The organism is Terrihabitans aquatilis (genome assembly GCF_052542005.1).
Genome location: NZ_JBOCUO010000001.1, coordinates 911,837 through 936,700, shown reverse-complemented (window position 1 = coordinate 936,700; position 24,864 = coordinate 911,837). Strand labels below are relative to the sequence as shown.

The window sequence follows — 24,864 nt, the reverse complement described above, 5'->3', positions numbered from 1 at the left end:
GCCTACCAAACAGCCGATTGCGGCTCATTCTGCAGGATCTCGGCCAGCCGCCGTCGCGTTGCCGGCGTCGTGTCCTCGGGCAGGCGGTCGAGCGGGAAGAACTCGCTGGCCACGATCTCACCGTCCGGCGGGCGAGGGCCGTTCCAGGTGAAGTCTCGTACAACATAGACTGCCACATGATCACGGCGGCTGAAGCCCGGATGGAAGAACAGGCCGTGGAGCAGGGGGGTGCCCGTCACGGTCACATTGGCCTCCTCGGCCAGTTCGCGGCGCAGCGAATTCTCGGCCGTCTCGCCAACCTCCACGCCGCCGCCGGGCAGGTGCCAGCCATCGACATAGGAATGCTTCACCAGCATCACCCGCGCGTCGGAATCCAGCACCGCGCCGCGCACGCCCATGGTCAGGCCGCGCGTCATCAGCCAAAGCGGGGCAGCGACCGGGCGCAGAAGTGAATAGAGGGCGCGCTTCATGCGGACGAAGCTAGCGCGCGGGTTCGATTCTGTCGCTTGCGCAAAGCACTGGAGCCGGCACCGCCGGGCGTGTTAAAGCGCGAGCATGTTCACGCTCGCGCACCTGTCTGATCCGCATCTCGGACCCCTGCCGCGCCCGACGTTCCGCGAACTCTTTTCCAAGCGCATATTGGGCTACACGAACTGGCGTGTACGCCGGCGCGGCCGCCACGACATGACGTGCCTTGCCGCTCTGACGCAGGATCTCCTGGCGCAGAAATGCGATCATATCGCCGTCACGGGCGATCTTGCGGTGATCGGCCTCGATGCCGAATTCGTGCCCGCGCGAGCCTTTCTCGAAACCCTGGGTTCGCCCGATCACGTCTCGGCCATCCCCGGCAATCACGACGTCTATGTCAGCGGCACGGCGGATCACCCGCAGCTGCACTGGGCCGAATACATGGCGGGTGACAACGAGCGTGTGGTTGGCTCGCCCTTCTTTCCCTATGTGCGGCGGCGCGGAAACGTGGCCCTCATCGGCCTGTCGTCGGCGGTGCCGACCGGCTTCCATTCGGCGCAGGGCCGGCTCGGAAAGGAGCAATGCTACGCGCTCACGGACATCCTGCGGCAGCTGGATGAGGAGGGTCTGTTCCGCATCGTGATGATCCATCATCCGCCGAGCGGCACGGGCGATGTTTTGCGGCGCCTCACCGACGCCCGCCGCATCAAGCGGTCGTTGCTGCGCGCGGGCGCGGAGCTCGTCCTTCACGGGCACAATCACCGGCATGAACGGATTTCGCTGCTGGGCCGAACGGGGCCCGTGCCGGTCATCGGCGTGCCGTCGGCCTCCATCGGGCCCGGTCATCCGCATTCTCCGGGCGCCTACAACATCTATCGCATCGACGGCGAGAAGGGCGCGTGGCGCTGCGAGATGATCTCGCGCGGCTTCGCCCCGGGCGACGGCGAGATCACCGAGCGCTCGCGCACCTTCCTGTGCGGTGCGGACATCCCGGCCGCCTCTGGGTCCTAGCGGCTTCCCATCTGCAGCAGAACACCGGCGGCGATGAAGCCGACGCTCGCCGCCACCAGAACCACAAGCAGCAAACCCAGCCAGCCGAGCGCCGAGCGGCGCGGTGAAGGCTGAACTGGCGGGGCGGGTTGTGCCGGCTCGGGCCGTGGGCGGGGTACGTCGGAGGCCAGCGCCTTTTCGCGTTCCACCATGCGATAGGCGACATAGTCCGTGATCGATTGTGTGATCTTCGCGAGATCCTCGCTTTCGGCCAGCAATTGGCGGCCGTTGCGCGTGTCCTGGAAGAAGCGATAGGTCCGCTTGTCGCGGTCCATTTCGACGAAGCCCAGAACGTCGACGAACAGGCGTGCCGGATCGCCCGGCAGGATGGCGGCATCGAACAGATCGATCTCGTCCGGAACCTGCGCGAAGATCGGCTCCAGCCGTTCTTTCAGCAGATCGAGGCGGGCCAGTTCTGCGGTGCGAAGCTCGACCAGCACCCCGCTGCGTTCCGCCGAATCGGAGCGCGCCCGGCGCAGGGCTTCCCGGAGATTGGGCAGGCCGGTGTCCCGGAGGGGCTCCATAGGGTTAATCCATCCTTAACAGAGGAATGAAAGTAACCGCCAAATTGTGTCAAAGAAAGAGCGCGCGACCCATCGTCCCCGGTCGCGGCGCCTCTATTTGCGGATGAGGTAAACGCACGCGGATGCGTGCGGAGGGAAGCGGTTCTGCGGCCGAGAGAAGCCTTGGGTCAGAGGCGGATCTCGGGCCCGATCGGCACGATGCGCGTCGGGTTGATCTTGATGTGGCTCCAGTAATAATGCGTCTTGATGTGGTCGAAGCGCACGGTCTCGGCAATGCCGGGCATACGATGCAGCCGCACCAGAAAGTCCTGGAGGTAGCGGTAATCGGCAATGCGGCGGATGTTGCATTTGAAATGGCCGAAATAGACCAGATCGAAGCGAACCAGGGTGGTGAACAGCCGCCAATCCGCTTCGGTCAAATGATCGTCGCCCGCCAGATACATCGATCGAGACAGACGTTCCTCAAGCTCGTCCAGCGCCGCGAACAGCGAACGGGCCGCTTCCTCATAGGCATCCTGCGTGCTTGCGAAACCGGCCTTGTAGACGCCGTTGTTCACGCGGTCGTAGACGAGCGCGTTGATCTCATCGATCTTCGGGCGCAACCCGGCCGGGTAATAGTCCTCATCCGCGTCGGTGAAGGCGTCGAACGCGGAGTTCATCATGCGGATGATGTCGGCCGATTCGTTCGAGACGATGGTGTGGCGTTTCCTGTCCCACAGGATGGGCACCGTCGAGCGGCCCGAATAATCCGGATCGGCTTCCAGATAGATCTCGTAGAGACGGGATTTGCCCAGCACGTCGTCGGCGGTGCTTCCCGGAAAATCGCCGAAAACCCAGCCCTCGCTCCCCATGCGCGGATCGACGACGGACAGGGAGATCACGTCCTCCAGCCGTTTCAGCCGGCGAAAGATAAGGGCCCGGCTTGCCCAGGGGCAGGCATAGGAGATGTAGAGATGATAGCGGCCCGGTTCGGCCTCGAAACCGCCCTCACCTGTGGGGCCGGGTGTGCCATCCGGCGTGACCCAATTGCGGAACTGCGATGTCTCACGGACGAAGCGGCCGCCGCTCTTGTCCGTGTCATACCATTTGTCGCGCCATTCGCCGTTCAGCAGAAAGCCCATGAATCCCCCGGATTCGCCGTCACGCCGCGGGTAAAAACGTGTGAAAGCCAACGTGGTTGCACATTTTGTAATTAATCATGCGCGGCATCGGGAGACGAGCAAGGAGATTTACGGCCCATGGCCTGATCATCCGCTGGACGCCGGAACGTCTTGATGGTAGCTGCGGCGCATGATCGGCGATGCCATTTCTCTCTTGCGACGATGCTGCGTGCCTGCGCGCCGCCGCGCGCCGTTTTCCTACCGCTGATTTCCTTCGGGATATTCGCGGCCCTTCTCCCCGCTGCCGCACGAATATCCCATGACCTCGCTCCCGCTCGACATCGGTCCTGAAACGCCGGACCTCGCCCCCGCCATTGAACGGCTGCACGAACGCGCCTTCGGTCCGGGCCGTTTCGCCCGCAGCGCGTTCCGCCTGCGCGAGGGTGTGCCGCATCTCCCGGAATTGTCGTTCGTGGCGCGCGTGGCCACCATGCTGGTCGGTTCGGTGCGGCTGACCCCGATCCGTATCGGGAATGCGCCCGCTCTGCTGCTCGGGCCGCTCACGGTCGAACCGGCCTTCATGGATCGCGGTATCGGGGGAACGCTGATGCAGCGCTCGCTGGATGCGGCGCGCGACGGGGGCCATCGCCTTGTCCTGCTGGTGGGCGACGAGCCGTATTATGGCCGGTTCGGCTTTCAGCGCGTGGCCAAGGGGCGCGTCGTGCTGCCGGGACCCGTCGATCCCGGCCGTGTTCTCGTGTGCGAACTGGTGGCCGGTGCCTTCGACGGTGTCGAAGGCGCCGCGGATCGGGCCTAAATCTGGTTTTCGGCGGCGGTCGGCGTGTCCTTGATGCCGGCCGGCACATGGATTTCGACCGCGAGGCCGTCATTGATGCTGAGGCTGGCCGGCGGCACCGCGGCTTCGAACGCGGCCTCGCTGGTCAGATAAGGGCCTGCCTCGTTGCCGTCGTGCTGCACGAACCATTCCTCGCCCCGCTGGACGATCTGATACACAGCCTTCGCCATCCCTGAAGCCTCCCTTGTGGTTACAGGAGACAAACCCGCCTCTGCGCGGCAGGGTTCCACCGTAGCGGGTTCAGCGGCCCTCGCGCGCCCAGACTGCGGCCAGTGCGCCGATCAGCAGGACGAGGCCGACAAGGCCAGCGAAGACCGGGAAAATCGACAGGCCGCGCACCACGCTGGCCTCTGCCTGCCGCACGCCGATCCAGTCCGAGCCATAGGCGCGCGTGCCCTCGCGCACGACAAGGATGCGCGGCACCTCGATGCCGTCTCCATTGGCGAGGAGAGGGCGCACCGATCCTCCGCTGGCGTCGGCCATCGGCTGCAGGCGGTCCGCCGTGGACACCACATCCTGAAATTCGCGCGGATTGGGCGTGCCGACATTGGTGAGCGCCGTGAACGTTCCGTCCTCGGCGCGATGCAGCCCGGTCTCGCCGGTCTCGAGGCTGGTGCGGAACAGGCCGGGTTCCAACTCGCTCAGCGTCAGCGTGCGCGTGGCTCCGGAAGGCAGGGTCAGCGTCACCGGCGGCGGGGCATCGGCCATTGTCTGGCGTTCCACCGTCAACGTTCCGGCCCGCGCACCGAGGCGGAGCGCTTCCTCCTCCAGATCCGGTTCCTTCATCAGCCAGTGCGACAGGCGGCGCAGAAGATCGAGATGCGGCCCACCGCCTTCGAAGCCGCGTGCCCACAACCAGGCATGATCGGACAGAAGCACCGCGACGCGACCTTCGTCCTCTCGTGAAAGGACGAGCAGCGGACGTTCGGCCACGCCCGACATCAGCACGGAGGCGTCAGGGCGGCCCTGCGTGTCGAGCATACGGAACCAGTCGCTCCAGGCCGGCACATCGCCGCTGTCGCCCGGGAGCTTGCGTGTCACGGGATGGCGCTTTCCGGCATCGGTCACGGCAGGCTTGAAGCGCTGCTCGACGACGCCGCCCACCGGCTCGGCCGGCAGCACCGAACCCAGCGGTGTCTCGGAGAGGCTGCCAGGGCCGGCATAATCCGGACCGGCCGCCACCAGCACCGCGCCGCCGCGCCGGACATATTCCGCGATGTTGTCGAAATAGACCATCGGCAGAATGCCCTGGCGGGCATAGCGGTCGAAGATGATGAGGTCGAAATCCTCGATCCGGGTCACGAACAATTCGCGCGTCGGGAAGGCGATCAGCGACAATTCGTTGATTGGCGTGCCGTCCTGCTTTTCCGGCGGGCGCAGAATGGTGAAATGGACGAGATCGACGTTCGCGTCGGCTTTGAGCAAATTGCGCCAGGTGCGTTCGCCGGAATGCGGCTCGCCGGAAACGAGCAGCACGCGCAGCTTCTCGCGGACGCCCTCGATGGACAAGGCCACGCGGTTGTTGGCCAAAGTCAGCTCGTCTTCGGCGGGGGCGGCTTCCAGCTCCACCACGTTCGGGCCGGCATGGGCGATCGGCACCTCGATCTTGGCCTCGCGGCCCGGCACCACGACCGAGCGGGCGATTTCCTCGCCATTGCGTCTGGCCACGATGCCCACGGGCGCGGCACCTTCGATGCCGCGATCCTCGATGCGGAAGCCGATCGTCTGCGTGCGTTCAACGATGCCGAAGCGCGGCGCCGTGGTCAGCACCACGCGCCGGTCGCGCTCTCCCGGACGGCCCGTGACGAGGCCGTGCACCGGCGCGGTGAAGCCGAGCGCGGCAGCATTCTCCGGCACGTCGTGGATCACGCCGTCGGAGATGAAGATAGCGCCTGCCACCCGGTCCGGAGGGACGTCGGCGAGGCCGGCCTGCAGCGCCTTGAACAATTCGGTGCCGTCCGAGCCGGAGCCCGGTGCACCGCCCTCGATCACGCGGATCTCGGTGTTCGGCAGGGCCTGCGCGCGCTGCTGCACCTCTTCCAGCGCCCGTTCCGTGCGCTCCATGCGGCCGTCGAGGTTCTGGCTCGGGCTGCGGTCGACCACGATTGCAAGAACGTTCGGCAGGCGCTCCCTCTCGGTCTGGTTCAGCGAGGGGTTGGCCAAAGCCATCACCAGCAGCACCAGTGCAAGCGCACGCAGCAGCGCGCCGCGCGGCCGGAACACGACCAGCGCAAGGATCGCCGCCACCGCCAGCGCACCTGCCGCGATGAGCCAGGGCCAGTCGAGAAGGGGAGAGAAGGAGAGCTCGAAATCCACGCCGCGCCCTTACTGGCCGAGCCGTTCGAGCAGGGCGGGCAGATGCACCTGATCGGCTTTGTAGTTTCCGGTCAGGGCGTACATCACGATGTTGATGCCGGCGCGATAGGCCATCTCACGCTGGCGCGGATCGCCCGGCACGGTCGGCAGCAAGGGTTGGCCGGTCTCGTCGGCCGCCCAGGCGCCTGCGAAATCGTTCGATGTGATGAGGATCGGCGAGACGCCGTCGCCGGGCCGCACCAGTTCGACCTCGCCGTTTTCCTGCTCCTCGGCGCTCGGCTGCGCTTCCACCCAGAGCGGCCCATCGCGGAAGCGGCCGGGAAAGTCCGGCATCAGATAGAAGCTCTTGGTGAGCACGTGGTCGGGATTGATCTGCTCCAGCTCCGGCACGTCGAGCCCGGACAGGATGCGCCGCAGCGCCTGATTGGCCGCGCCGGATTGCCCCGCATAGGCCGCGTCGCGCGTGTCGAACAGGATGCTGCCGCCGCGCTTCATGTAGCCGTCGATGCGGGCGAGCGTCTCGGCGCTGGGCGTTTGTGCGTTCTCCGACACCGGCCAGTAAAGAATGGGGTAGAAGGCCAGTTCGTCCTTCGAGGGGTCGACGCCCACCGGCGTGCCGGGCTCGAAGGCGGTGCGGGACGAGAGTTCATAGCCGAGCCCTTCCAGCCCGGCCTTGCTGATGCGGTCGATCTCGCTGTCGCCGGTGACGACATAGGCCAGCCGCGTGGTGAGCGCTGCGTCCATGCCCGGATCGCCGCTCTGCGCCGAGGCCGGCTCCGGGGCACCGATCAGAGCGAACAATGCGAGCGCCCCAGCCAGCGCGCCGCGCCGCCGCAGCCGGGTCGTGCTGCCCGACAGCACCAGAACGAGCAGCGTGTCGGCGAGGAGGGCCGCCAGCGCCAGCGTCAGCAGCCAGGGCGCGAGCGGCGTGGGTTCCGCCTGAACATAGCCGCGCACATCGGCCGCGATGCCGTTCAGATCGACTCGTTGAAGGTTCGCGTCCGCCGCCAGCGCGTTGACGGCGACGAAGCCGTCCGGCGGGCCGTATATGCCCGGCGGATGGTCGGCATCGGCGGCGGCGAGGCCTGTCGCCGGCACAGGCCGTGCGTTCGACGGCGGGGCGCGGAAGGTGCCGAAGCCATCGAGCGTACGAGTTGGGGGCAGGGTGGCGATTTCGGCTTGCGATGTGCCGGCCGCTGCGCCGTCCGCCGGCGCCGCCTCGCCCGAAAGAGCGATGGTCCTCCGCAGCATGTCGACGAACACGCCCGATATCGGCAGGTTCGACCACACCGTGTCGGCGGTGACATGGAACAGAACGAGGGTGCCTGTGCCTTCGTGCCGCGCGGTGACGAGCGGCGTGCCATCGGCCAGCACGGCCCATGTGCGGCCGGCGAGATCGGGGTCGGGTTCCGCCAGCACCTGCCGCGAGACCTTGATCTCGTCGGTGATCGGCAGGCCCGAGAACGGGCCGTCTGCCGGAAACGCGCCGAGCCCCTGTGGTGTCGACCATGCCAGAGCGCCTCCGAGAACGCGGCCGCCACGGCGCAGGCGCACGGGCACCAATTCGTCGTTCTCGGCGGCGGCCAGGCGCGACCCGGCGAAGCGGAGCAGCATGCCGCCGCCATCCACCCACCGCCGCAGGGCATCGAGCGCCTGCGGCGTCAGCGTGCCGACATCGGCCATGGCAATGACGGGCAGGCCGTCCTCGATGAAGCGCTCAACGGCTTCTGAGGGCGAGGCGCCCGTTGGCGTGCGGATGTCGGCGAAGGGCTCCAGCGCGCGTGTCAGGTAATAGGTGGCCGACAGGAAGGGTTGCGCCGTGTCCGACGTCGCACCCGAAACCACGCCCACCGAGCGCCGACGCCAGCGTTCGTCCAAAAGCTGCACGCCGCCCGCCGAGCGACCCTCAGCCAGTTCCAGCCGGGCCACTTCGTTGCGCAATTCGATCGGGAGTTCGAGCCGCGCCTGCGCCTCGGTCTCGCCGGCGGTAAAACTGTAGCGCGCATCGCCGAGCGCACGGCCGCGCAGATCATAGGCACGCACCAGTCCGCCTTCCGCCCCGCCGGCTTCGGCGCGCAGCACGCGCGCGGTCAGCGCTTCGGGCGTGTTGTCCGCGCCGGCCAGAGCCCGCGCGGTGTTCTGCGGCATGTGCACCGACAGGCGGCTGTCGTTGCCGAGCCCGCTTAGCGCATTCGCGAAGTCCCGCGCCGCGCCCGTGTCCAGCCCGTCGGAAAACCAGATGAGATCGCTCGCAGGATGCTCGGCGATGACTGCCCGCAGGCCGTCGAGATGGTCGGCGCGTGCCGGAATGCCGGGCTGGGGCAACAGGGTGCGCAGCCGCTCGCGTGCCTGACCGGCGGTGCCGATGGTGAGGTCTTCCGGCGAATGGCCAAGACTGACGAACACGATGGGCCGGTCCGCGCTTTCGGCGGCGACGATGGCCGCATTGACGGCTTCGGTCCGGACCTGCCAATCGGGCGCGGCGGCCCAGCCATCGTCGATCAGCAGCACGACGGGTCCGCTGCCCGGTGCGGCGGCGGGGGCGGGGTTCAGGATCGGGCCGGCCAGCGCCAGGATGATAAGAGCCGCCATGCCGAGCCGCAGCAGGACGAGCCACCATGGCGTGCGCGCCGCCGTCTCCTCGCTGCCGATGTCGAACAGAAGGCGCAGCGGCGGAAAATCAACGGTGCGCGGACGAGGCGGCACCATGCGCAGCAGGAAATAGAGCGCCGGCAGAACGGCCAGCCCGGCCAGCAGCCAGGGCGTGAGGAAAGCCAGCGGAAGGGCGCTCATGCGAACGTTCCCACGCGCTCGGACAGGCGCGCATGCAGGGCAAGCAGCGCTTCGGTCGCCGGATTGCCCGTGATGTGGCGCGCGCTCGACCAGCCGAACGCGGCTGCCGCCGAATCGATCGCGGCGCGATGGGCCGCCAGCCGGTCAGCATAATTCTGTCGCAGGTCCTGCGCGCGGCCGAATGTGAGGCGGGCCGCGCTTTCCGGATCCACGAATTCGGTGCGGCCGGAGAAGGGAAAGCTTTCCTCAACGGGGTCGGATAGGGCGAGGATGTGCCCGCGCGCGCCGTTCCCGGCCAGGGTGCCGATCGCCTCGGCGATCTCGTCCTCGGGCGCCAGAAAATCGCCGATCGCCAATGCTTCGGACAGGCCGGGCAAGGCGACACGGGGCGGCAGGCCGCCCTCGTCCTCACCACCCGTCAGCAGCCTTTGCGCCAGAACCTCGATGATTTGGCGGCTCGCGCTGGGCGCCCCGAGGCCCAGAAGGCCGACGCGCTCGCCGCCGCGCACAAGAAGATCGGCCAGCGCGAGGCCGATCACCACGGCGCGCTCAACCTTCGATTCCTCGGCCAGGCTCGATCGATAAGTCATCGAGCGCGACCGGTCGATCCAGATCCAAACCGTGTGGGCGGCTTCCCATTCATGCTCGCGCACGAACAGATTCTCGCCGCGTGCGGAGCGTCGCCAGTCGATACGGTTGCCCGGCTCGCCGGATGCGAAGCGGCGGAATTGCCAGAAATTCTCACCCGTTCCCGCGCGGCGGCGGCCGTGCAGGCCGTGCATCACCGTGGCGGAGGTGCGGCGCGCCTGCACGACGAGGCGCGGCATCGCGGCCGCAAGCTCCTGCGCCGCCGATCGGTGGCGCAATCCGGGCGATGTGTCTTCGCGGGAGAGGGTGCGGGCTTGCACCATGCGGCGCGTCAGCCCAGCCGTTCGACGAGCTTGCGGATGACGTCCGGCACGTTGTGCCCCTCCGCGCGGGCGGCGAAGGTCAGCGCCATGCGGTGCTTCAACACAGGTTCGGCAAGGGCGGCCACATCGTCCACGGAAGGCGCGAACCGGCCGTCGAGCAGGGCGCGGGCACGCACGGCCATGCTCAGCGCCTGGCTGGCGCGCGGCCCCGGTCCCCAGGCGATGAAGCGGCCGAGCGAGGCGTCGGCGTTTTCCGGCCGGGCCGAACGCACGAGATCAAGGATCGCGTCGACCACGCTGTCGCCCACCGGCAGGCGGCGGATCAGGCGCTGGGCGGACACGAGGTCCTCCGCGCTCATGGCGCGGCGCGCCTTGGCTTCCTCGCCGCCCGTGGTCTCCAGCAGGATGCGACGCTCGTCGTCGCGGCCGGGATAATGCACGTCGATCTGCATGAGGAAGCGATCGAGCTGCGCCTCGGGCAGGGGATAGGTGCCTTCCTGCTCCAGCGGGTTCTGAGTAGCCAGCACGTGAAATGGGTGCGGCAGATCGTGCCGCTCGCCGGCCACCGTCACATGATGTTCCTGCATGGCCTGCAGCAGGGCCGATTGCGTGCGCGGGCTGGCGCGGTTGATTTCGTCGGCCATCAGGAGCTGGGCGAACACCGGGCCGCGAATGAAACGGAAGGCGCGAATGCCACCCGCGCCTTCTTCGAGCACCTCGGAGCCGAGAATGTCGGAGGGCATCAGGTCGGGCGTGAACTGCACGCGCCGGGCATCGAGCCCCAGCACCGTTCCCATCGCCTCCACCAGCTTGGTCTTGGCGAGGCCCGGCACGCCGACCAGCAAAGCATGGCTGCCGCACAGGATGGTCAGCAGCGCCCGTTCGACCACGATCTCCTGTCCGAAGATCACCTCGCCGAGCGCCGCCTTCGCCGCACCGACATGGGCGATGGTCGTCTCCGCGTTGCGCAGGATCATCTGATCGAGGGATTCGGCGTCGGCGGTAATGCTCATGAGGTGTCGCCCTTTCGCCGGCAGCATAGAACGGACAGCCGGCTTCGCAACGTCCGGCTTCGCACTGGCGCGCTTGCCCGAATGCCGCGCCATAAGGTTAGGTGAGGGCCACAAAAGGGGCGAGAGCGTGGCCGCACACATTCCGGCGAGCGGGCATGTGCGGGCAGGCACGCGCCCGCCTTTCCCGCCTATATGAACGTAGCCGTCCGATTCCCGAGGTTTCGCAGCGACATGATCCGCGCCATCCTGCCCAGCCTTCTCCTGTTCCTTCTGCCGTTCGCCGTCTATTTCCTGTGGGCGGCGTGGCAGCGCCGGGTCAACGAGGGAAGCGTGCCGGCGGCACCTTATGCGTGGATCGCGATGGCCGGGCTCGTTCTTGCGATCGGCGGCTTCCTGTTCTTCGTGGATTTCACCTCGGCCACGCCCGAAGGCGTCTACGTGCCGTCGCGCTATGAGGACGGCAAGCTCGCCCCCGGCCATTTCGTGCCCCATGGAACGCCCGCCCGATGAGCGCCGTCGCCGATCTGCTCGGCGATGAAGCCGTCCGCACGATGTTTCGTGTGCTCGATGGCGATGGCGAGACCGCGCGCATCGCGGGAGGCGCGGTTCGCGATGCCCTGATCGGACGCCGCCCACACGAGGTCGATTTCGCCACCACGGCCCTGCCGCAGGAGGTGCAGCGCCGCGCCGGGGCCGCCGGCCTGAAAACTGTGCCGACCGGCATCGAGCACGGCACCGTCACCGTCCTTGTGCGCGGCCAGCCCTTCGAGGTCACCACGCTGCGCCGGGACGTGGAGACCGACGGGCGGCACGCATTGGTGGCCTTTGGCCGAGATTGGGCGGAGGATGCCCGCCGGCGCGACTTCACCATCAACGGCCTGTTCCTCGACGCCGAGGGTGGGGTGCATGATCATGTCGACGGCCTGGACGATCTGAAGGCAGGGAGGGTGCGTTTCATCGGCGAGGCGCGCGCCCGCATTCGCGAGGATTATCTGCGCATCCTGCGCTTCTTCCGCTTCCTGTCCGGCTATGGCGATGGCCAGCCTGATCCGGAGGCCATGTCGGCGGCCGTGCGCGAGCGCGCCGGGCTCCAATTCCTTTCGGCGGAGCGCATCCGCGTCGAATTGTTGAAGCTCCTCGTCACGCGTCGGGCCGAGATCGTGGTTGAGCTTATGGCCGGCCACGGCCTGCTGGGGCCGCTGCTTGGCGGTGTTCCCCGCACGGCGCGCCTGCAGCGGCTCATTGCGCTCGATCGCGCCCGGAATGCGCCGCCCGATGCGGTGCTGCGGCTCGGTGCGCTGGCTTTGTTCGTGCGCGAGGATGCCGAAAGGCTGCGTGCCGGGCTGCGGTTGTCGAACGCAGAAGCCGAGCGTCTCATCGCCTTGTCCGGCACCGCGCCGCGTCTTCATCCCGATCTGTCCGATCCCGACCGGCGCCGGGCGCTTTACCTCCTCGGCCCTGCGGTTTTTCGCGATCGCGTGAGGCTGGCATGGGCGGGCAGCGACGAGGCCGCGCGCCATCCCGGCTGGCTCGATCTGCTGATGTTTGCCGAAAGCTGGGTGGTGCCGGTAATGCCCATGCGCGCCGCCGACCTTCTGGCGCGCGGCGTTCCGCGCGGGCCTGCACTGGGTGCGGCCCTCAGGAAGGCGGAGCAGGCCTGGATCGCGGCGGATTTCCCAAATGAGCCCCGCGCGTTGGAGCAGATCATCGCGTCCGTCGCCGCGGGGTCGGGCGTCGCGGGGGCAGGGGGCTGACAAGCCGGCCGGCTCGCCCCACATCCTGTGCTGAACCGTCCGGAGGCCGTCCATGATCACGAGGAAGATTCTTCTGCTCGCCGGCGCGGCCCTGCTGGGCTCGGCAGCTGCGGCGCAGGCCGAGGTGCGTGTCAGCTTCGTGCATCCGGAAAACTACACCGATGCCGGCACCAGCCCGCGCAAGGGCGCCAAGCCCGGCGCAGGTGTGCTGAAGGAGCTCGACACCTATCTCCAGCGGATTGGAGCGCGCAGCCTGAAGCCGGGCCAGCGCCTCGATATCGAGATCACCGACATCGATTTGGCCGGCGATTTTCGGCCATGGAATCGCCGGCTCGACAATGTCCGTATCCTCGATGGCCTCAGCCCGCCCGTGATCCGGCTGCGCTACCGCTTGACCGAGCGCGGACGCGTCATTGCCCGGGGTGAAGAACGGGTGAGCGACCTCAATTATCAGATGCGCTTCGTGGTCGGCTCGGGCCGCCTGGATTACGAGAAGGCCATGCTGCGCGACTGGTTCCGCAAGCGAATCGTGCAGATGCGCCCACCGCGCGGCGCGGCCTGATCCGTCAGGGCCAGCGGGCCAGGGGCGGCATGGACGACAGGATCGAGGCAACATTGCCGCCCGTCTTGAGGCCGAAAATCGTGCCCCGGTCGTAAAGCAGGTTGAACTCCACATAGCGCCCGCGCCGCACCAATTGCTCCTCGCGATCCGCCTCGGTCCAGGCCGTGCCGACGTTGCGGCGCACGATCTCGGGATAGGCCACGAGGAATGCCTCGCCAACGTCTCGGGTGAAGGCGAAATCGGCTTCGAAATCCCCCGAATCGAGCCAGTCGTAGAAAATCCCGCCGATGCCGCGCGCCTCGTTTCGGTGCTTCAGGAAGAAATATTCGTCGCACCAGGCCTTCAGGCGCTCGTAATCCGCCACGCCGGAATGGGCATCACAGGCTGCCTTGTAGGCGCCGTGGAAATGCAAGCTGTCCGGATCGTCCTGCGTGCGCCGCCGGTCCAGCACGGGGGTCAGGTCGCCGCCGCCGCCGAACCAGGTCTTCGTGGTGCGCACATAGCGTGTGTTCATATGCACGGTCGGCACATTCGGATTGCGCGGATGAGCGATCAGCGAGATGCCCGAGGCCCAGAATCGCGGGTCGACGTCAGCGCCGGGGATCTGTCCGCGGAATTCGGGAGAAAATTCGCCGAACACCGTCGAGACATGCACGCCGCATTTCTCGAACACACGCCCGTGCAGCATCGACATCACGCCCCCGCCGCCCGGCGAGCCGTCATGTCCGGTCCGCTCCCAGGGCGTGCGCACGAAGCGTCCGGCGGCAAACCCCTCGTTGCCGGGCGCGGCCTCCGCCTCGTCCTCAAGGCGTTCGAGCTCGGCGCAAATCCGGTCGCGCAGACTTTCGAACCAGTGAGTCGTGGGATGAACGGTCATCGGGATGGGCTCCGGAAGGGCGGATGCGGTTACTTAGCGGGGCGAGACGCCGCGCCCATGCGGGAAAAGTGGCAAAACCGTGCGACATGGTGTCGTTCGTGAGACGGCACTCTGGACAAATACCAAGGTACGGTGCCAAAACGCAGCCAACGTGGGGCGCGTAATGCGCAGGCCACGCGGATGATGTTGCCCCGCTTCCCGCGGGGTATACGATGCACGACACCATTGAACGAGGTGACCGACGTGTCGACGCCGAGCATGGTTGAACCGACCCGCCGGGACTTTCTCTACATCGCCACGGGCGCTGTAGCGGCGGTCGGCGCGGCAGCCACCGTAATTCCCTTCATCAACTCGATGAACCCCGACGCGTCGACGCTGGCTCTGGCATCGACCGATGTCGATCTCAGCCCCATCGCGGAAGGGCAGAGCATCACCATCAAATGGCGCGGCAAGCCGGTTTTCATCCGCCACCGCACCCCCAAGGAGATCGAGGACGGCAAGGCCGTTCCGCTCGCCGATCTGATGGATACGAATGCCCGCAACCCGAACATCGAGGGTGGCGATGCGCAGGCGACCGATGCCAATCGTGCCGCCGCCGGCAAGGAAAACTGGCTGATCATGATCGGCACCTGCACCCATCTGGGCTGCGTGCCGCTCGGACTGGCGGGCAATTTCGGCGGTTGGTTCTGCCCCTGCCACGGATCGCACTACGACACGGCGGGCCGCATCCGTCAGGGGCCGGCGCCGGAGAACCTGCATATTCCTCCGTATGCCTTCACCAACGACACCACGGTCCGGATCGGTTAACCGGACTCCTGAAGCCGCCAAGGCAGGACAGCGATGAGCGGACATTCCACATATCAGCCGGAAAACCCGGTTCTTAAATGGTTCGAAAGCCGCCTGCCGATCATCGGCCTGGTGCACTCGTCCTTCATTGCCTATCCGACGCCACGCAACCTCAATTATTGGTGGACGTTCGGCGGCATCCTCAGCCTTATGCTGGTGGTCCAGATCGTCACGGGCGTCGTCCTCGTGATGCACTACACCCCGCACGTGTCGATGGCTTTCAACTCCGTCGAGCACATCATGCGCGACGTGAACGCCGGCTGGCTGATCCGCTACATGCACGCCAACGGCGCGTCCATGTTCTTCGTGGCGGTCTACATCCACATCCTTCGCGGCCTCTATTACGGCTCCTACAAGGCTCCGCGCGAGGTCCTTTGGATCCTCGGCGTCGTCATCTTCCTGCTGATGATGGCCACCGCCTTCATGGGCTATGTGCTGCCGTGGGGCCAGATGAGCCTATGGGGCGCCACCGTCATCACCAACCTGTTCTCCGCCATTCCGGTGGTCGGTGAATCGGTCGTGACGTGGCTGTGGGGCGGCTTCTCGGTCGATAACCCGACGCTCAACCGCTTCTTCTCGCTGCATTACCTGCTGCCGTTCATGATCGCCGGCGTGGTTGGCCTGCACATCTGGGCGCTGCACGTCCCGGGCAACAACAACCCGACGGGCGTGGCCGTGAAGTCCAGCTCCGACACGCTGCCCTTCAGCCCGTACTACACGCTGAAGGATGGCTTCGCGATCGTGCTGTTCCTGATGTTCTTCGCGTGGTTCATCTTCTACGTGCCGAACTTCCTGGGCCATGCCGACAATTACATCCCCGGCAACCCGCTGCAGACGCCCGCGCACATCGTTCCGGAATGGTACTTCCTGCCGTTCTACGCGATCCTGCGCGCCGTTCCCGACAAGCTCGGCGGCGTCATCGCGATGTTCGCGGCCATTGCGGTCCTGTTCTTCCTGCCCTGGCTCGACACGTCCAAGGTGCGCTCGGCAGCCTATCGTCCGCTCTACAAGGTGTTCTTCTGGATCCTCGTCGTGGTGTGCCTCCTGCTCGGCTATGTCGGCGGCAAGCCGGCCGAGCCTCCGTACATCCTGATCGGGCGTATCCTCACCGTCTATTACTTCGCGCACTTCCTCGTCATCCTGCCGCTGCTCGGCCTTTTCGAGAAGACCAGGCCGCTGCCCGAATCGATCACGGAATCCGTGCTCGGCAAGGGTCATGGCGCCTCCGTCGTGCCGGCCCACGGCGTGGCCGCACCGGATCGCCAAGGATGACCCACGATCGCATGTCCCGAAGGGCTGAACCGATGACCAGAGGTTTCGTCTCCGCACTGAAGGCGGCCATCATTGCGCTGCCGATCGTCGTCGCGGCGCCGGCCTTCGCGGCCGACGGCCACGGCGGGCTGAAGCCCACCAAGGATAGCTGGAGCTTCAGCGGCCCGTTCGGTCATTTCGACCGGGCCCAGATCCAGCGCGGCTTCCAGGTCTATCGCGAGGTTTGCGCCTCCTGCCATGCGATGAGCCTGGTGTCGTTCCGCAACCTCATGGAGGAGGGCGGTCCGCAATTCACCGAGGGGCAGGTCCGCGCGCTTGCCGCGGAATACAAGGTGATGGACGGCCCCGACGATAGCGGCGAGATGTTCGAGCGTCCCGCTCGTCCGTCGGATCGCTTCCCGAGCCCGTTCCCGAACGAGGCGGCGGCACGCTCGGCCAATGGCGGGGCCTATCCGCCGGACTTCTCGCTTCTGGCGAAGGCGCGCGGTTACGAGCGCGGCTTCCCATGGGTGATCTGGGATCTGATCACCCAGTATCAGGAGCACGGCGTCGACTACATCCACTCGCTGATGACGGCCTACGGCCATGAACCGCCGAATGGCGAGGAGAAGCCGGGCCTTCATTACAACCCGGTTTTCCCGGGCGGCTACATCGCCATGCCGAACCCGCTCAGCGACGGCCAGATCGAATACGCCGACGGCTCGCCCGCCACGGTCGATCAATATTCGCGCGACGTGGCGGCATTCATGATGTGGGCGGCAGAGCCGCACCTCGAGGCGCGCAAGCGCATCGGTTTCCAGGTCATGGCGTTCCTCGCCATCTTTGCCGCGCTCATGTATTACACCAAGCGCAAGGTGTGGAGCGACGTCGCGCACTGAGTGCGGCGTCATTCTCCCCTCCGGCCTCACAAGGCTGTCTCGCGAGGTGCAGGTCATTCGGCCGCTGTTCGCACGCGGCCGCTAGCATTGTCCTGGCGCATCCATGTCCCTCGCTGAAGAACTCAATGGCCTGATCCGGACGATTCCGGATTATCCCAAGCCCGGCATCATGTTCCGGGACATCACGACCCTGCTTCAGGATCCGCGCGGACTGCGTCTGTCTGTGGATGGCCTCGCAGCGGCGTTCGCCGATGTCGAGTTCGATCTCGTGGCCGGCATCGAAGCGCGCGGCTTCATTCTTGGCGGTGCGCTTGCGTATGCCTTGAACCGCGGCTTCGCGACCATCCGCAAGAAGGGCAAGCTGCCCCACCGCACGCTTCGGCAGGAATATCAGCTGGAGTACGGCGTCGATTCCGTCGAGATCCACGCCGATGCCGTCGCCCATGGCGAGCGGGTGCTCCTGATTGACGATCTCATCGCGACCGGTGGCACGGCAGAGGCGGGCATCGCACTGATCCGGCGCCTCGGCGGCACCGTTGTGGGCGCGGGGTTCATCGTCGATTTGCCGCAGCTCGGTGGCGCAAAGCGGCTGGAAGGCCTCGGCGCACGGGTCGAGACGCTCGTCGCCTATGACGGCCATTAGACCGGCAGCAATTCATTCACGATCGTCAGAGGGTGCCCGCCGCCTTGTGCGCGCGGCGGATGGGCTCCGGCAGGCGGTATTTCGGTGCGCAGGCCATGATCAGCGCGATCGTGCCCGCCAGATCGCTGAGATGGCCGGGTGAAACGAACACCGGCTTGCAGCCCGGGCGCGTGCGCAAAGCTGCGCCGATGATCTCGCCACGATGCTTCACGGGCTGCCAGGCGCCGCGTTCCGACCCCACCTCGTCATGGCTGCCGCATAATCTGTTCTTGGCGTTGGCGATCGTCGGCACGCCCAGCCACAGGCCCATGTGACAGGCGATGCCGATGCGGCGCGGGTGCAGATAGCCCGTCCCGTCGAAGATGAAGACGTCCGGCACATGCCGCAGCCGCTCGAAAGCCTCCTGCAAAACCGGACCCTCGCGATAGGAGAGCAGGCCCGGCACGTAGGGGAAGGGCGTCGGCCGCTGCGCCAGCACCGTCTCCACCGGCTCGAAGTCCGGAAAGGTCATCACAACGACCGCCGCTTGCGAGACGTCGTTCTTCACGCTGACGTCCACCCCCGCCACCATCCGAATGGCGGAAACGTCGAGCGGCCGGTCGACGATGACCTCGGACCGCAGCCGCGTCTGCTGCGCGATCGCCTCCTGAGGCGTGACGTCCCAGCGGTTTACCGGGTGAAGCTGCATCAGTTCGCGAAGCGGAAGTGCAGCACGTCCCCGTCGGCCACGACGTATTCCTTGCCTTCCAGCCGCAGCTTGCCGGCATCGCGCGCGCCGGCTTCTCCCTTGAGCGTCACATAATCCTGATAGGCGATGGTCTCGGCGCGGATGAAGCCCTTTTCGAAATCGGTGTGGATCACACCCGCCGCCGCCGGCGCCTTGGTGCCCTTCTCGATGGTCCAGGCGCGCGCTTCCTTCGGCCCGACCGTGAAATAGGTGACGAGGCCCAGCAGGTCGTAACCCGCGCGGATCAGACGATCGAGGCCGGGCTCCGTCAGGCCGAGCGCTTCCATATATTCCGCGCGCTCCTCTTCCGGCAGCACGGCGATCTCGCTCTCGATTCGGGCGGAGATGGTCACGGCCACAGCGCCTTCCTCCGTCGCGCGTCGTTCCACTTCGGCCGAGAACGAATTGCCGGTCGCGGCCGATTCCTCTTCGACGTTGGCGACGTAGAGCACGGGCTTTGAGGTCAGCAGGTTCAGGGCCTGGAAAGCCTTGTGGTCTTCCGGCTTGATCTTGGCCAGGCGCGCGGGCTTGCCTTCACGCAGAAGCGGCAGCACCTGGTTGATGAGGTCGATGGCTTCCTTCGCCTCCTTGTCGGTGCGGGCGCGCTTCTCCAGCGCGGGCAGGCGCTTCTCCAGGCTGTCGAGGTCCGCCAGCATCAGCTCGGTTTCGACGGTCTCGGCGTCGGCCAGCGGGTCGATGCGCCCCTCGACATGGGTGATGTCGTCGTCCTCGAAGCAGCGCAGCACATAGGCCACCGCGTCCACCTCGCGGATGTGGGCGAGGAACTGGTTGCCCAGCCCTTCGCCCTGGCTGGCGCCGCGCACGAGGCCCGCAATGTCGACAAAGGTGAGGCGGGTGGGGATGATCTGGGCCGAGCCGGCGATGGCGGTCAACTGGTCGAGGCGCGGATCGGGGACCGCCACCTCACCGACATTCGGCTCGATGGTGCAGAACGGATAGTTCGCGGCCTGTGCCGAGGCCGTCTGCGTCAGGGCGTTGAACAGGGTCGACTTGCCCACATTGGGAAGACCGACGATGCCGCATTTGAAACCCATGATTATTTCCCTCCGCGCAAAGCCGGCACGATCGGATCGGCCTGTCCCGCCGCCTCCAACGCCAGATGCACCCTGTTCTGAAAACTCGGAGCATCGCCCCGGGCAAGAAGATCGGCATTGTCGGCCACGGCATCTTTCAGCGCCGCCACCCAATTGCTTTCGGATTTGGCGAAATCGCCCATCACATGCGCGTGGACGAGTTCCTTGATGCCGGGATGGCCGATGCCGATGCGCACCCGCACATAATCGTTGCCCATGGCGGCCGTGATGGAACGCAGGCCGTTATGGCCGGCATTGCCGCCGCCGGTCTTCACCCGCAGCTTGGCGGGCGCAAGGTCGAGCTCGTCGTGGAAGACAACGATGTCGGGCAGGGCGATCTTGTAGAAGCGGGCGGCTTCGGCCACTGCGCGGCCGGATTCGTTCATGTAGGTGCGCGGCTTCAGCAGCAGCACCTTGGTGCCTCCGAGATCGGCCTCGGCGGCCTCTCCCTGGAAGCGCGCGCGCCAGGGCGATGAGCCCCAGCGCACGGCAATCGCGTCCACCGCCATAAACCCGATGTTGTGGCGGTTGCCGGAATAGCCGGAACCCGGATTTCCGAGGCCGACGAAGAGCCGCATGGCTCCCTCCGTAATTTACTCGGCTTCGGAAGCCGGGGTTTCCTCGGCCTCGGCTTCGGCCGGAGCGGCCTCTGCGTCGGGCTCTTCCTCGACCACCTTCGGCGCGGTGACGCTGAGAACCGCAAAGTCCTCGTGGTGCGTCGGCTTCGCGCCGTTCGGCAGCTTCACCTGCGAGATGTGCACGGAATCGCCGATCTCGAGGCCGGCGAGGTCGATCTCGATGGCTTCCGGGATCTGCTCGGCCGGAACCGACAGCGAGATCGTGTGCTGGGCGAGGGTGAGCACGCCGTTGTTGTTCTTGAGGCCCGGCGATGCGTCTTCGTTGATCGTGTGGACCGGCACTTCGACCGTCACCACGGAATCCTTGGACACCCGCAGGAAGTCGATGTGGATCAGATGGCCCTTCACCGGGTCGAGCTGGTAATCGCGCGGAATGGCGCGCTCGATGCTTCCGTTGATGTCGATCTCGAAGATCGTGGTCAGGAAGCCGCCGGTGTTGAGCAGGATGAACAGCTCGTTGCCGTTCAGCGAGATGCTCACGGGGGTCTGCTTGGCGCCGTAGATCACGGCAGGAACTTTGTGTTCGCGGCGAACTGCGCGGGCGGCTCCCTTGCCGACCCGGTCGCGCGCTTCGGCCTTGAGAACCTTGGTCGCGGTCATTGTGGTTGTCTCCAAAAGAAAGAAGGCCGACGGAGCGGCCTTCACAAGCATGCCGACGCACCTCCAGGGTGTGGACGCCGGACGGCGGTTCCTATAGCGGCAAAGCGGCGCGAGGGCAAATGCCCGCCGCGCCGATGGCTCAGTCGAACAGGCTCGAGACCGACTTCTCTTCCGAGGTGCGGTTGATGGCCTCGCCGATCAGGCTGGCGATCGAGATGGTGCGGATGTTGCGGGCCACGCGCACAGCCTCGGTCGGCATGATGCTGTCGGTCAGCACCAATTCCTTCAGCTTGGAGGCCGTGATGCGGGCCACCGCACCGCCGGAAAGCACGCCGTGGGTGATGTAGGCGTAGACGTCCTTCGCGCCCTTCTCGATCAGGGCGTCGGCGGCGTTCACCAGCGTGCCGCCCGAATCCACGATGTCGTCGACGAGGATGCAGGTGCGGCCGGTCACGTCGCCGATGACGTTCATCACCTCGCTCTCGCCCGGGCGCTCGCGGCGCTTGTCGACGATGGCGAGCGAGGCGTCGATCCGCTTGGCCACGGCGCGGGCGCGCACCACGCCACCCACGTCCGGCGAGATCACCGCGAGGTTATCCGACTTGATGTTCTCCTGGATGTCGCGGACGAGCGCCGGCGCGGAGAACAGGTTGTCGGTGGGGATGTCGAAGAAGCCCTGGATCTGCCCGGCGTGCAGATCGAGGGTCAGCACGCGGTCGGCGCCGGCGCGGGTGATGAGGTTGGCGACCAGCTTGGCCGAGATCGGCGTGCGCGGACCGGCCTTCCGGTCCTGCCTGGCGTAGCCGAAATAGGGCAGCACCGCCGTGATGCGGCGGGCCGAGGCGCGGCGCAGCGCATCGATGATGATGAGCAATTCCATCAGATGGTCGTTCGCCGGGAACGAGGTCGACTGGACGATGAAGACGTCCTCGCCGCGCACGTTTTCGAGGATCTCGACGAAGATCTCCATGTCGGCGAAGCGGCGGACATTGGCCTTCGTCAACGGCGTCTCGAGATAGGCGGCGATCGCTTCCGCGAGCGGCCTGTTGGAATTGCCCGCGACGAGCTTCATGATACCCCCGATGCCGGCCGTCACAGCGGTCGCGGCATTGCCCTGTTCCCGTAAGGCGGCTCTTAGCAGCGAACCTTGCCGGCCTCAATGCGCGGGGGGTAAAAACACGCGTGCAACAGGGTTAATGTTGCAGAGGTGTGACGGTTCAGGCCAGCGTGATGGCGGCGATCAGGCGACCGTAATCCGGTTCGCCGCGATGGGTGGCACGGCGGTAGGAGTAGAACCGCGTCTCGTCGGAATAGGTGTCGAGGCGAAGATCCTCCACTGTTCCGGTCCCCGCCTCGTTCAGCCGATGCGTGATGTAGCCGCCGAGATCGAACTTGGAGCGGCCGGTATTTTCGGACGGCGCGAAGAAGCGCCCGTTGTGGATATCCTCGGTGCGGAAACGGGCCACGAATTCGGGGCCGACCTCATAGCTTGCCTGGCGGATGCAGGGGCCGAGCACGGCCACGATGTTGGCGCGCAGCGCGCCGAGCTTCTCCATCGCGTCGAGCGTGCTGTCCAGCACGCCGTTGAGCGCGCCTTTCCAGCCGGCATGGGCGGCGCCGATCACGCCGGCGCTCTGGTCGGCGAACAATATCGGGCCGCAATCCGCCGTGGCGATGCCGATCGCGAGGCCGGGCTTCGAAGTGACGACGGCATCGGCCTGCGGCGCCTCTCCGGGCTCCCACGGTTCCAGCGCCACCATCACCTCGTTGGAGTGGATCTGGTGCGGCGTCGCCAGTTCGCCTTCGGCAACGCCCAGAAAGGCCGTCATGCGCCGGCGATTCTCGATCACGTTCGCCATGTCGTCGGCCGAGCCGCGCCCCCCGTTCAGCGATTCGTAAATGCCGGTGGAAACGCCGCCCTCGCGGGTGAAGAAAGCATGTCGAATGCCGTGGATGGACGACAACGCCGGCGAGGCCACGTGCGGAACGGTCATGGAAGTCAGCTTTCGAATCCGGGCGGGGCGGAGAGGGCGGGCGAGGTCACGGCCATCATCTTGAACAAGGAACCCATTCCCGTCACCGCCGGATCGATCACACGCTCGGCACCGCTACGAAGAGCCGCAGCATCGGCGGCCTGCGCGCTGCGACACAGAATCTCCAGCCGTTCACGCAGGCCGAGATTCAGCAGCACCTCGCGCTGCGTTTTCGGGCGCCAGACGCGAGCGCCGGCGGCACGGGCGGCGGTGCACAAGGCACGGAAATCGACATGCGCCGTGAGATCGGCCTCGCCGAGATCGTGCAAGGGCGGGTGAAAGACGTGATTGCGCAGGGCCTGCAGCGTATCGCCCGGGGCGCTTTCCACATGGCCGTAATCCACGATGAGCGCGGCACCGCCGCTCTTGCCGAGGCGTTCCGCGAGACGCGTCATCACCGCAAGGGAATCCGGCGAGGTCTCGGCGATGCTTCCCACAGGGCTCGCGCGCAGCAGAACCGGGATCACAGCTTCCGGCACGGGATAGGGCGTCAGCCCAAGCGCCAGGGTGCCGTTCTCAGCGAGGCCGACCACGCGCTCGCGCCAGCCATCATTCGTCCGCTCATAATGATGGACGGGCAGGGCATCGAAGAATTCGTTGGCCAGCACGATCACAGGACCTTCGGGCACCGCATCTAGCCGGTCGTGCCAGGCAAGAGGAACGCCGAAGTCTCCGAGCGTCGCCTTCTGTGCTTGCCGCAGCACGGGGCTCGTCTCCACGAGATGGACATGGGCGGCGGCGCGCATTGAGGGCACCACCTTCAACGCGCGCAGGGCATCGGCCATCAATGTGCCACGGCCCGGCCCCAGTTCCACGAGGCGAATGGGGCTGGGCTGGCCCATCCCCATCCACACCATGGCCGCCCACAGGCCCATCAGTTCGCCGAAGATCTGGCTGATCTCGGGCGAGGTGATGAAATCACCGCCTGCGCCCAGCGGATCGCGCGTCGCATAATAATGTGCGTTCGCCAGCGCCATCACACGTGCGATGGGCAAGGGGCCTTCGCTCTCGATGCGCCGCCGGATTTCGGCCTCGACGGGCGTCATGCGGCGGCGGGCCGCCGTGCGCGCACCAGCAGGACCAGGCCAAGCGCCAGCATGGGCAGCGACAGCAGCATGCCCATGGTCATGCCTCCCGCCAGAAAACCGAGCTGGGTGTCCGGCTGGCGGAAGGTCTCGCCGATGATGCGGAAGATCGCATAGCCGCCGAGAAAGGTGCCGGTCACCATTCCAGGCCGTTTCAGCCCGCCGAGCTTCACCACCAGCATCACGATCGCGAACAGCAGCACGCCCTCCAGGGCCGCCTGGTAGAGCTGGCTGGGATGGCGCGGCTCTGGTCCGGCGCCGGGAAACACCATCGCCCACGGCACGTCACTGGCGCGGCCCCACAATTCGCCGTTGATGAAATTGGCAAGCCGCCCAAAAAACAGCCCGACGGGCACCACGGCGGCCGCGATGTCGAACACGCCGAGCGGATCGGTTTTCTTTTGCCGGGCAAACGGCCAGAGCGCCAACCCGGCTCCGACCAGCCCACCGTGGAACGACATGCCGCCGTACCAGGGCATCAGCGCTTCCAGCGGGTGCGCGGCGTAATAGCCGGGGTGATAGACAAGCACATAGCCGAGCCGCCCGCCGATGATGACGCCGATGGCGACGAAGATCAGCATGTCGTCGACGCCGGCCATTCCCAGCGGCGGTTCGCGCCCCCACAAATCCCGCGCGCGCACCAGCCGGGTCGCCAGCCACCAGCCCAGCAGCAGGCCGGCCACATAGGCCAGGGCATACCAGCGGATATCGAGCGGGCCGATCGAGACCGCCACCGGGTCGATCATGGGGAAAGGAATGGCAAGAATGGGCATAAGCCGCCTGAATTAAGGGATGGAGCGCGCTGCCGCTTCTCCTTGAAGGCG

At 66.5% G+C, this 24,864-nt stretch carries 26 protein-coding genes; 9 read left to right on the top strand and 17 right to left on the bottom strand.

The window, feature by feature from the left end; genetic code table 11:
• Positions 1-2: 2 nt before the first annotated feature.
• Positions 3-470 carry an NUDIX domain-containing protein gene (locus tag ACQ6S1_RS04720; protein ID WP_445039985.1) on the bottom strand — a complete coding sequence of 156 codons (468 nt, stop codon included), beginning with the start codon at positions 468-470 and terminating at the stop codon, positions 3-5.
• Between the two features lie 85 nt (positions 471-555).
• Here ACQ6S1_RS04720 and ACQ6S1_RS04715 point away from each other — a divergent pair, with 85 nt between their 5' ends.
• A complete protein-coding gene (locus tag ACQ6S1_RS04715) occupies positions 556-1,479 on the top strand; it encodes a metallophosphoesterase family protein (RefSeq protein ID WP_445039984.1) in 924 nt (307 codons plus the stop codon).
• Here the strand turns inward: ACQ6S1_RS04715 and ACQ6S1_RS04710 are convergent.
• The gene (locus tag ACQ6S1_RS04710) at positions 1,476-2,042 is read right to left on the bottom strand and encodes a hypothetical protein (protein WP_445039983.1); all 567 of its coding nucleotides are present in this window, start codon (positions 2,040-2,042) and stop codon (positions 1,476-1,478) included. The two genes, ACQ6S1_RS04715 and ACQ6S1_RS04710, sit on opposite strands and share 4 nt — an antisense overlap.
• A 167-nt stretch (positions 2,043-2,209) precedes the next feature.
• Positions 2,210-3,163, bottom strand: coding sequence for a glutathione S-transferase family protein (locus ACQ6S1_RS04705; RefSeq protein WP_445039982.1), 954 nt, complete (start codon positions 3,161-3,163; stop codon positions 2,210-2,212).
• 298 nt (positions 3,164-3,461) lie between these two features.
• Here ACQ6S1_RS04705 and ACQ6S1_RS04700 point away from each other — a divergent pair, with 298 nt between their 5' ends.
• On the top strand, positions 3,462-3,959 hold the full coding sequence (locus ACQ6S1_RS04700; protein WP_445039981.1) for a GNAT family N-acetyltransferase: 498 nt from the start codon (positions 3,462-3,464) through the stop codon (positions 3,957-3,959).
• On the opposite strand, the gene ACQ6S1_RS04695 is transcribed toward ACQ6S1_RS04700, so the two are convergent.
• The 5 genes from ACQ6S1_RS04695 to ACQ6S1_RS04675 all read right to left on the bottom strand — a co-directional run bounded on the left by ACQ6S1_RS04695 (position 3,956) and on the right by ACQ6S1_RS04675 (position 11,031).
• Positions 3,956-4,168 carry a hypothetical protein gene (locus ACQ6S1_RS04695; RefSeq protein ID WP_445039980.1) on the bottom strand — a complete coding sequence of 71 codons (213 nt, stop codon included), beginning with the start codon at positions 4,166-4,168 and terminating at the stop codon, positions 3,956-3,958. The genes ACQ6S1_RS04700 and ACQ6S1_RS04695 overlap by 4 nt on opposite strands.
• A gap of 70 nt (positions 4,169-4,238) precedes the next feature.
• Positions 4,239-6,314, bottom strand: coding sequence for a hypothetical protein (locus ACQ6S1_RS04690; protein WP_445039979.1), 2,076 nt, complete (start codon positions 6,312-6,314; stop codon positions 4,239-4,241).
• Positions 6,315-6,323: 9 nt separating this feature from the next.
• Positions 6,324-9,107, bottom strand: a complete 2,784-nt coding sequence (locus ACQ6S1_RS04685) for a DUF4159 domain-containing protein (RefSeq protein WP_445039978.1) — start codon at positions 9,105-9,107, stop codon at positions 6,324-6,326.
• A complete protein-coding gene (locus ACQ6S1_RS04680; RefSeq protein WP_445039977.1) occupies positions 9,104-10,018 on the bottom strand; it encodes a DUF58 domain-containing protein in 915 nt (304 codons plus the stop codon). The genes ACQ6S1_RS04685 and ACQ6S1_RS04680 overlap by 4 nt, the downstream gene beginning before the upstream one ends.
• An 8-nt stretch (positions 10,019-10,026) precedes the next feature.
• Entirely contained in the window at positions 10,027-11,031 is a 1,005-nt protein-coding gene (locus tag ACQ6S1_RS04675; protein WP_445039976.1) for an AAA family ATPase, read from the bottom strand.
• Between the two features lie 231 nt (positions 11,032-11,262).
• Here ACQ6S1_RS04675 and ACQ6S1_RS04670 point away from each other — a divergent pair, with 231 nt between their 5' ends.
• The 3 genes from ACQ6S1_RS04670 to ACQ6S1_RS04660 are packed head-to-tail and all read left to right on the top strand — an operon-like array spanning position 11,263 to position 13,347.
• Positions 11,263-11,541, top strand: a complete 279-nt coding sequence (locus ACQ6S1_RS04670) for a DUF6111 family protein (RefSeq protein ID WP_445039975.1) — start codon at positions 11,263-11,265, stop codon at positions 11,539-11,541.
• Entirely contained in the window at positions 11,538-12,785 is a 1,248-nt protein-coding gene (locus tag ACQ6S1_RS04665) for a CCA tRNA nucleotidyltransferase (protein ID WP_445039974.1), read from the top strand. The genes ACQ6S1_RS04670 and ACQ6S1_RS04665 overlap by 4 nt, the downstream gene beginning before the upstream one ends.
• 52 nt (positions 12,786-12,837) lie before the next feature.
• Positions 12,838-13,347, top strand: a complete 510-nt coding sequence (locus ACQ6S1_RS04660) for a DUF3016 domain-containing protein (protein WP_445039973.1) — start codon at positions 12,838-12,840, stop codon at positions 13,345-13,347.
• Positions 13,348-13,351: 4 nt separating this feature from the next.
• Here the strand turns inward: ACQ6S1_RS04660 and hemF are convergent, their stop codons facing one another.
• Positions 13,352-14,224, bottom strand: coding sequence for an oxygen-dependent coproporphyrinogen oxidase (gene hemF, locus ACQ6S1_RS04655; protein WP_445039972.1), 873 nt, complete (start codon positions 14,222-14,224; stop codon positions 13,352-13,354).
• A 258-nt stretch (positions 14,225-14,482) separates the two neighbouring features.
• Between hemF and petA the strand changes: the two genes are divergently transcribed.
• The 4 genes from petA to ACQ6S1_RS04635 all read left to right on the top strand — a co-directional run bounded on the left by petA (position 14,483) and on the right by ACQ6S1_RS04635 (position 17,863).
• Positions 14,483-15,031 carry a ubiquinol-cytochrome c reductase iron-sulfur subunit gene (petA, locus tag ACQ6S1_RS04650; protein ID WP_445040265.1) on the top strand — a complete coding sequence of 183 codons (549 nt, stop codon included), beginning with the start codon at positions 14,483-14,485 and terminating at the stop codon, positions 15,029-15,031.
• Between the two features lie 33 nt (positions 15,032-15,064).
• Positions 15,065-16,342: a cytochrome b gene (locus ACQ6S1_RS04645; protein ID WP_445039971.1), complete on the top strand. Its 1,278-nt coding sequence runs from the start codon at positions 15,065-15,067 to the stop codon at positions 16,340-16,342.
• Positions 16,343-16,374: 32 nt separating this feature from the next.
• On the top strand, positions 16,375-17,220 hold the full coding sequence (locus ACQ6S1_RS04640; RefSeq protein ID WP_445039970.1) for a cytochrome c1: 846 nt from the start codon (positions 16,375-16,377) through the stop codon (positions 17,218-17,220).
• A 103-nt stretch (positions 17,221-17,323) separates the two neighbouring features.
• Positions 17,324-17,863: an adenine phosphoribosyltransferase gene (locus ACQ6S1_RS04635; protein ID WP_445039969.1), complete on the top strand. Its 540-nt coding sequence runs from the start codon at positions 17,324-17,326 to the stop codon at positions 17,861-17,863.
• Positions 17,864-17,888: 25 nt separating this feature from the next.
• Here the strand turns inward: ACQ6S1_RS04635 and nfi are convergent, their stop codons facing one another.
• From nfi to lgt, 8 genes are all read right to left on the bottom strand, one after another.
• Entirely contained in the window at positions 17,889-18,551 is a 663-nt protein-coding gene (nfi, locus tag ACQ6S1_RS04630; RefSeq protein ID WP_445039968.1) for a deoxyribonuclease V, read from the bottom strand.
• Positions 18,551-19,645 carry a redox-regulated ATPase YchF gene (gene ychF / locus ACQ6S1_RS04625; protein WP_445039967.1) on the bottom strand — a complete coding sequence of 365 codons (1,095 nt, stop codon included), beginning with the start codon at positions 19,643-19,645 and terminating at the stop codon, positions 18,551-18,553. The genes nfi and ychF overlap by 1 nt, the downstream gene beginning before the upstream one ends.
• 2 nt (positions 19,646-19,647) lie before the next feature.
• Positions 19,648-20,262, bottom strand: a complete 615-nt coding sequence (pth, locus tag ACQ6S1_RS04620; RefSeq protein WP_445039966.1) for an aminoacyl-tRNA hydrolase — start codon at positions 20,260-20,262, stop codon at positions 19,648-19,650.
• A gap of 15 nt (positions 20,263-20,277) precedes the next feature.
• Positions 20,278-20,922 carry a 50S ribosomal protein L25/general stress protein Ctc gene (locus ACQ6S1_RS04615; RefSeq protein WP_445039965.1) on the bottom strand — a complete coding sequence of 215 codons (645 nt, stop codon included), beginning with the start codon at positions 20,920-20,922 and terminating at the stop codon, positions 20,278-20,280.
• A gap of 139 nt (positions 20,923-21,061) precedes the next feature.
• Entirely contained in the window at positions 21,062-21,994 is a 933-nt protein-coding gene (locus ACQ6S1_RS04610) for a ribose-phosphate pyrophosphokinase (RefSeq protein ID WP_445039964.1), read from the bottom strand.
• Positions 21,995-22,139: 145 nt separating this feature from the next.
• Positions 22,140-22,916 carry a peptidoglycan editing factor PgeF gene (gene pgeF / locus ACQ6S1_RS04605; protein WP_445039963.1) on the bottom strand — a complete coding sequence of 259 codons (777 nt, stop codon included), beginning with the start codon at positions 22,914-22,916 and terminating at the stop codon, positions 22,140-22,142.
• A gap of 5 nt (positions 22,917-22,921) precedes the next feature.
• Positions 22,922-24,001, bottom strand: a complete 1,080-nt coding sequence (locus ACQ6S1_RS04600; protein WP_445039962.1) for a class I SAM-dependent methyltransferase — start codon at positions 23,999-24,001, stop codon at positions 22,922-22,924.
• Complete coding sequence (lgt, locus tag ACQ6S1_RS04595) at positions 23,998-24,813, bottom strand: prolipoprotein diacylglyceryl transferase (protein ID WP_445039961.1); 816 nt, start codon at positions 24,811-24,813, stop codon at positions 23,998-24,000. Before lgt ends, ACQ6S1_RS04600 begins: the two co-directional genes overlap by 4 nt.
• Positions 24,814-24,864: the final 51 nt, after the last annotated feature.

Excerpts from the sequence above, each read along its gene's own strand:
- ACQ6S1_RS04720 (WP_445039985.1), bottom strand. The coding sequence starts at position 470 with ATGAAGCGCGCCCTCTATTCACTTCTGCGCCCGGTCGCTGCCCCGCTT.
- ACQ6S1_RS04715 (WP_445039984.1), top strand. The coding sequence starts at position 556 with ATGTTCACGCTCGCGCACCTGTCTGATCCGCATCTCGGACCCCTGCCG.
- ACQ6S1_RS04710 (WP_445039983.1), bottom strand. The coding sequence starts at position 2,042 with ATGGAGCCCCTCCGGGACACCGGCCTGCCCAATCTCCGGGAAGCCCTG.
- ACQ6S1_RS04705 (WP_445039982.1), bottom strand. The coding sequence starts at position 3,163 with ATGGGCTTTCTGCTGAACGGCGAATGGCGCGACAAATGGTATGACACG.
- ACQ6S1_RS04700 (WP_445039981.1), top strand. The coding sequence starts at position 3,462 with ATGACCTCGCTCCCGCTCGACATCGGTCCTGAAACGCCGGACCTCGCC.
- ACQ6S1_RS04695 (WP_445039980.1), bottom strand. The coding sequence starts at position 4,168 with ATGGCGAAGGCTGTGTATCAGATCGTCCAGCGGGGCGAGGAATGGTTC.
- ACQ6S1_RS04685 (WP_445039978.1), bottom strand. The coding sequence starts at position 9,107 with ATGAGCGCCCTTCCGCTGGCTTTCCTCACGCCCTGGCTGCTGGCCGGG.
- ACQ6S1_RS04680 (WP_445039977.1), bottom strand. The coding sequence starts at position 10,018 with ATGGTGCAAGCCCGCACCCTCTCCCGCGAAGACACATCGCCCGGATTG.
- ACQ6S1_RS04675 (WP_445039976.1), bottom strand. The coding sequence starts at position 11,031 with ATGAGCATTACCGCCGACGCCGAATCCCTCGATCAGATGATCCTGCGC.
- ACQ6S1_RS04670 (WP_445039975.1), top strand. The coding sequence starts at position 11,263 with ATGATCCGCGCCATCCTGCCCAGCCTTCTCCTGTTCCTTCTGCCGTTC.
- ACQ6S1_RS04665 (WP_445039974.1), top strand. The coding sequence starts at position 11,538 with ATGAGCGCCGTCGCCGATCTGCTCGGCGATGAAGCCGTCCGCACGATG.
- ACQ6S1_RS04660 (WP_445039973.1), top strand. The coding sequence starts at position 12,838 with ATGATCACGAGGAAGATTCTTCTGCTCGCCGGCGCGGCCCTGCTGGGC.
- hemF (WP_445039972.1), bottom strand. The coding sequence starts at position 14,224 with ATGACCGTTCATCCCACGACTCACTGGTTCGAAAGTCTGCGCGACCGG.
- petA (WP_445040265.1), top strand. The coding sequence starts at position 14,483 with ATGGTTGAACCGACCCGCCGGGACTTTCTCTACATCGCCACGGGCGCT.
- ACQ6S1_RS04645 (WP_445039971.1), top strand. The coding sequence starts at position 15,065 with ATGAGCGGACATTCCACATATCAGCCGGAAAACCCGGTTCTTAAATGG.
- ACQ6S1_RS04640 (WP_445039970.1), top strand. The coding sequence starts at position 16,375 with ATGACCAGAGGTTTCGTCTCCGCACTGAAGGCGGCCATCATTGCGCTG.
- ACQ6S1_RS04635 (WP_445039969.1), top strand. The coding sequence starts at position 17,324 with ATGTCCCTCGCTGAAGAACTCAATGGCCTGATCCGGACGATTCCGGAT.
- nfi (WP_445039968.1), bottom strand. The coding sequence starts at position 18,551 with ATGCAGCTTCACCCGGTAAACCGCTGGGACGTCACGCCTCAGGAGGCG.
- ychF (WP_445039967.1), bottom strand. The coding sequence starts at position 19,645 with ATGGGTTTCAAATGCGGCATCGTCGGTCTTCCCAATGTGGGCAAGTCG.
- pth (WP_445039966.1), bottom strand. The coding sequence starts at position 20,262 with ATGCGGCTCTTCGTCGGCCTCGGAAATCCGGGTTCCGGCTATTCCGGC.
- ACQ6S1_RS04615 (WP_445039965.1), bottom strand. The coding sequence starts at position 20,922 with ATGACCGCGACCAAGGTTCTCAAGGCCGAAGCGCGCGACCGGGTCGGC.
- ACQ6S1_RS04610 (WP_445039964.1), bottom strand. The coding sequence starts at position 21,994 with ATGAAGCTCGTCGCGGGCAATTCCAACAGGCCGCTCGCGGAAGCGATC.
- pgeF (WP_445039963.1), bottom strand. The coding sequence starts at position 22,916 with ATGACCGTTCCGCACGTGGCCTCGCCGGCGTTGTCGTCCATCCACGGC.
- ACQ6S1_RS04600 (WP_445039962.1), bottom strand. The coding sequence starts at position 24,001 with ATGACGCCCGTCGAGGCCGAAATCCGGCGGCGCATCGAGAGCGAAGGC.
- lgt (WP_445039961.1), bottom strand. The coding sequence starts at position 24,813 with ATGCCCATTCTTGCCATTCCTTTCCCCATGATCGACCCGGTGGCGGTC.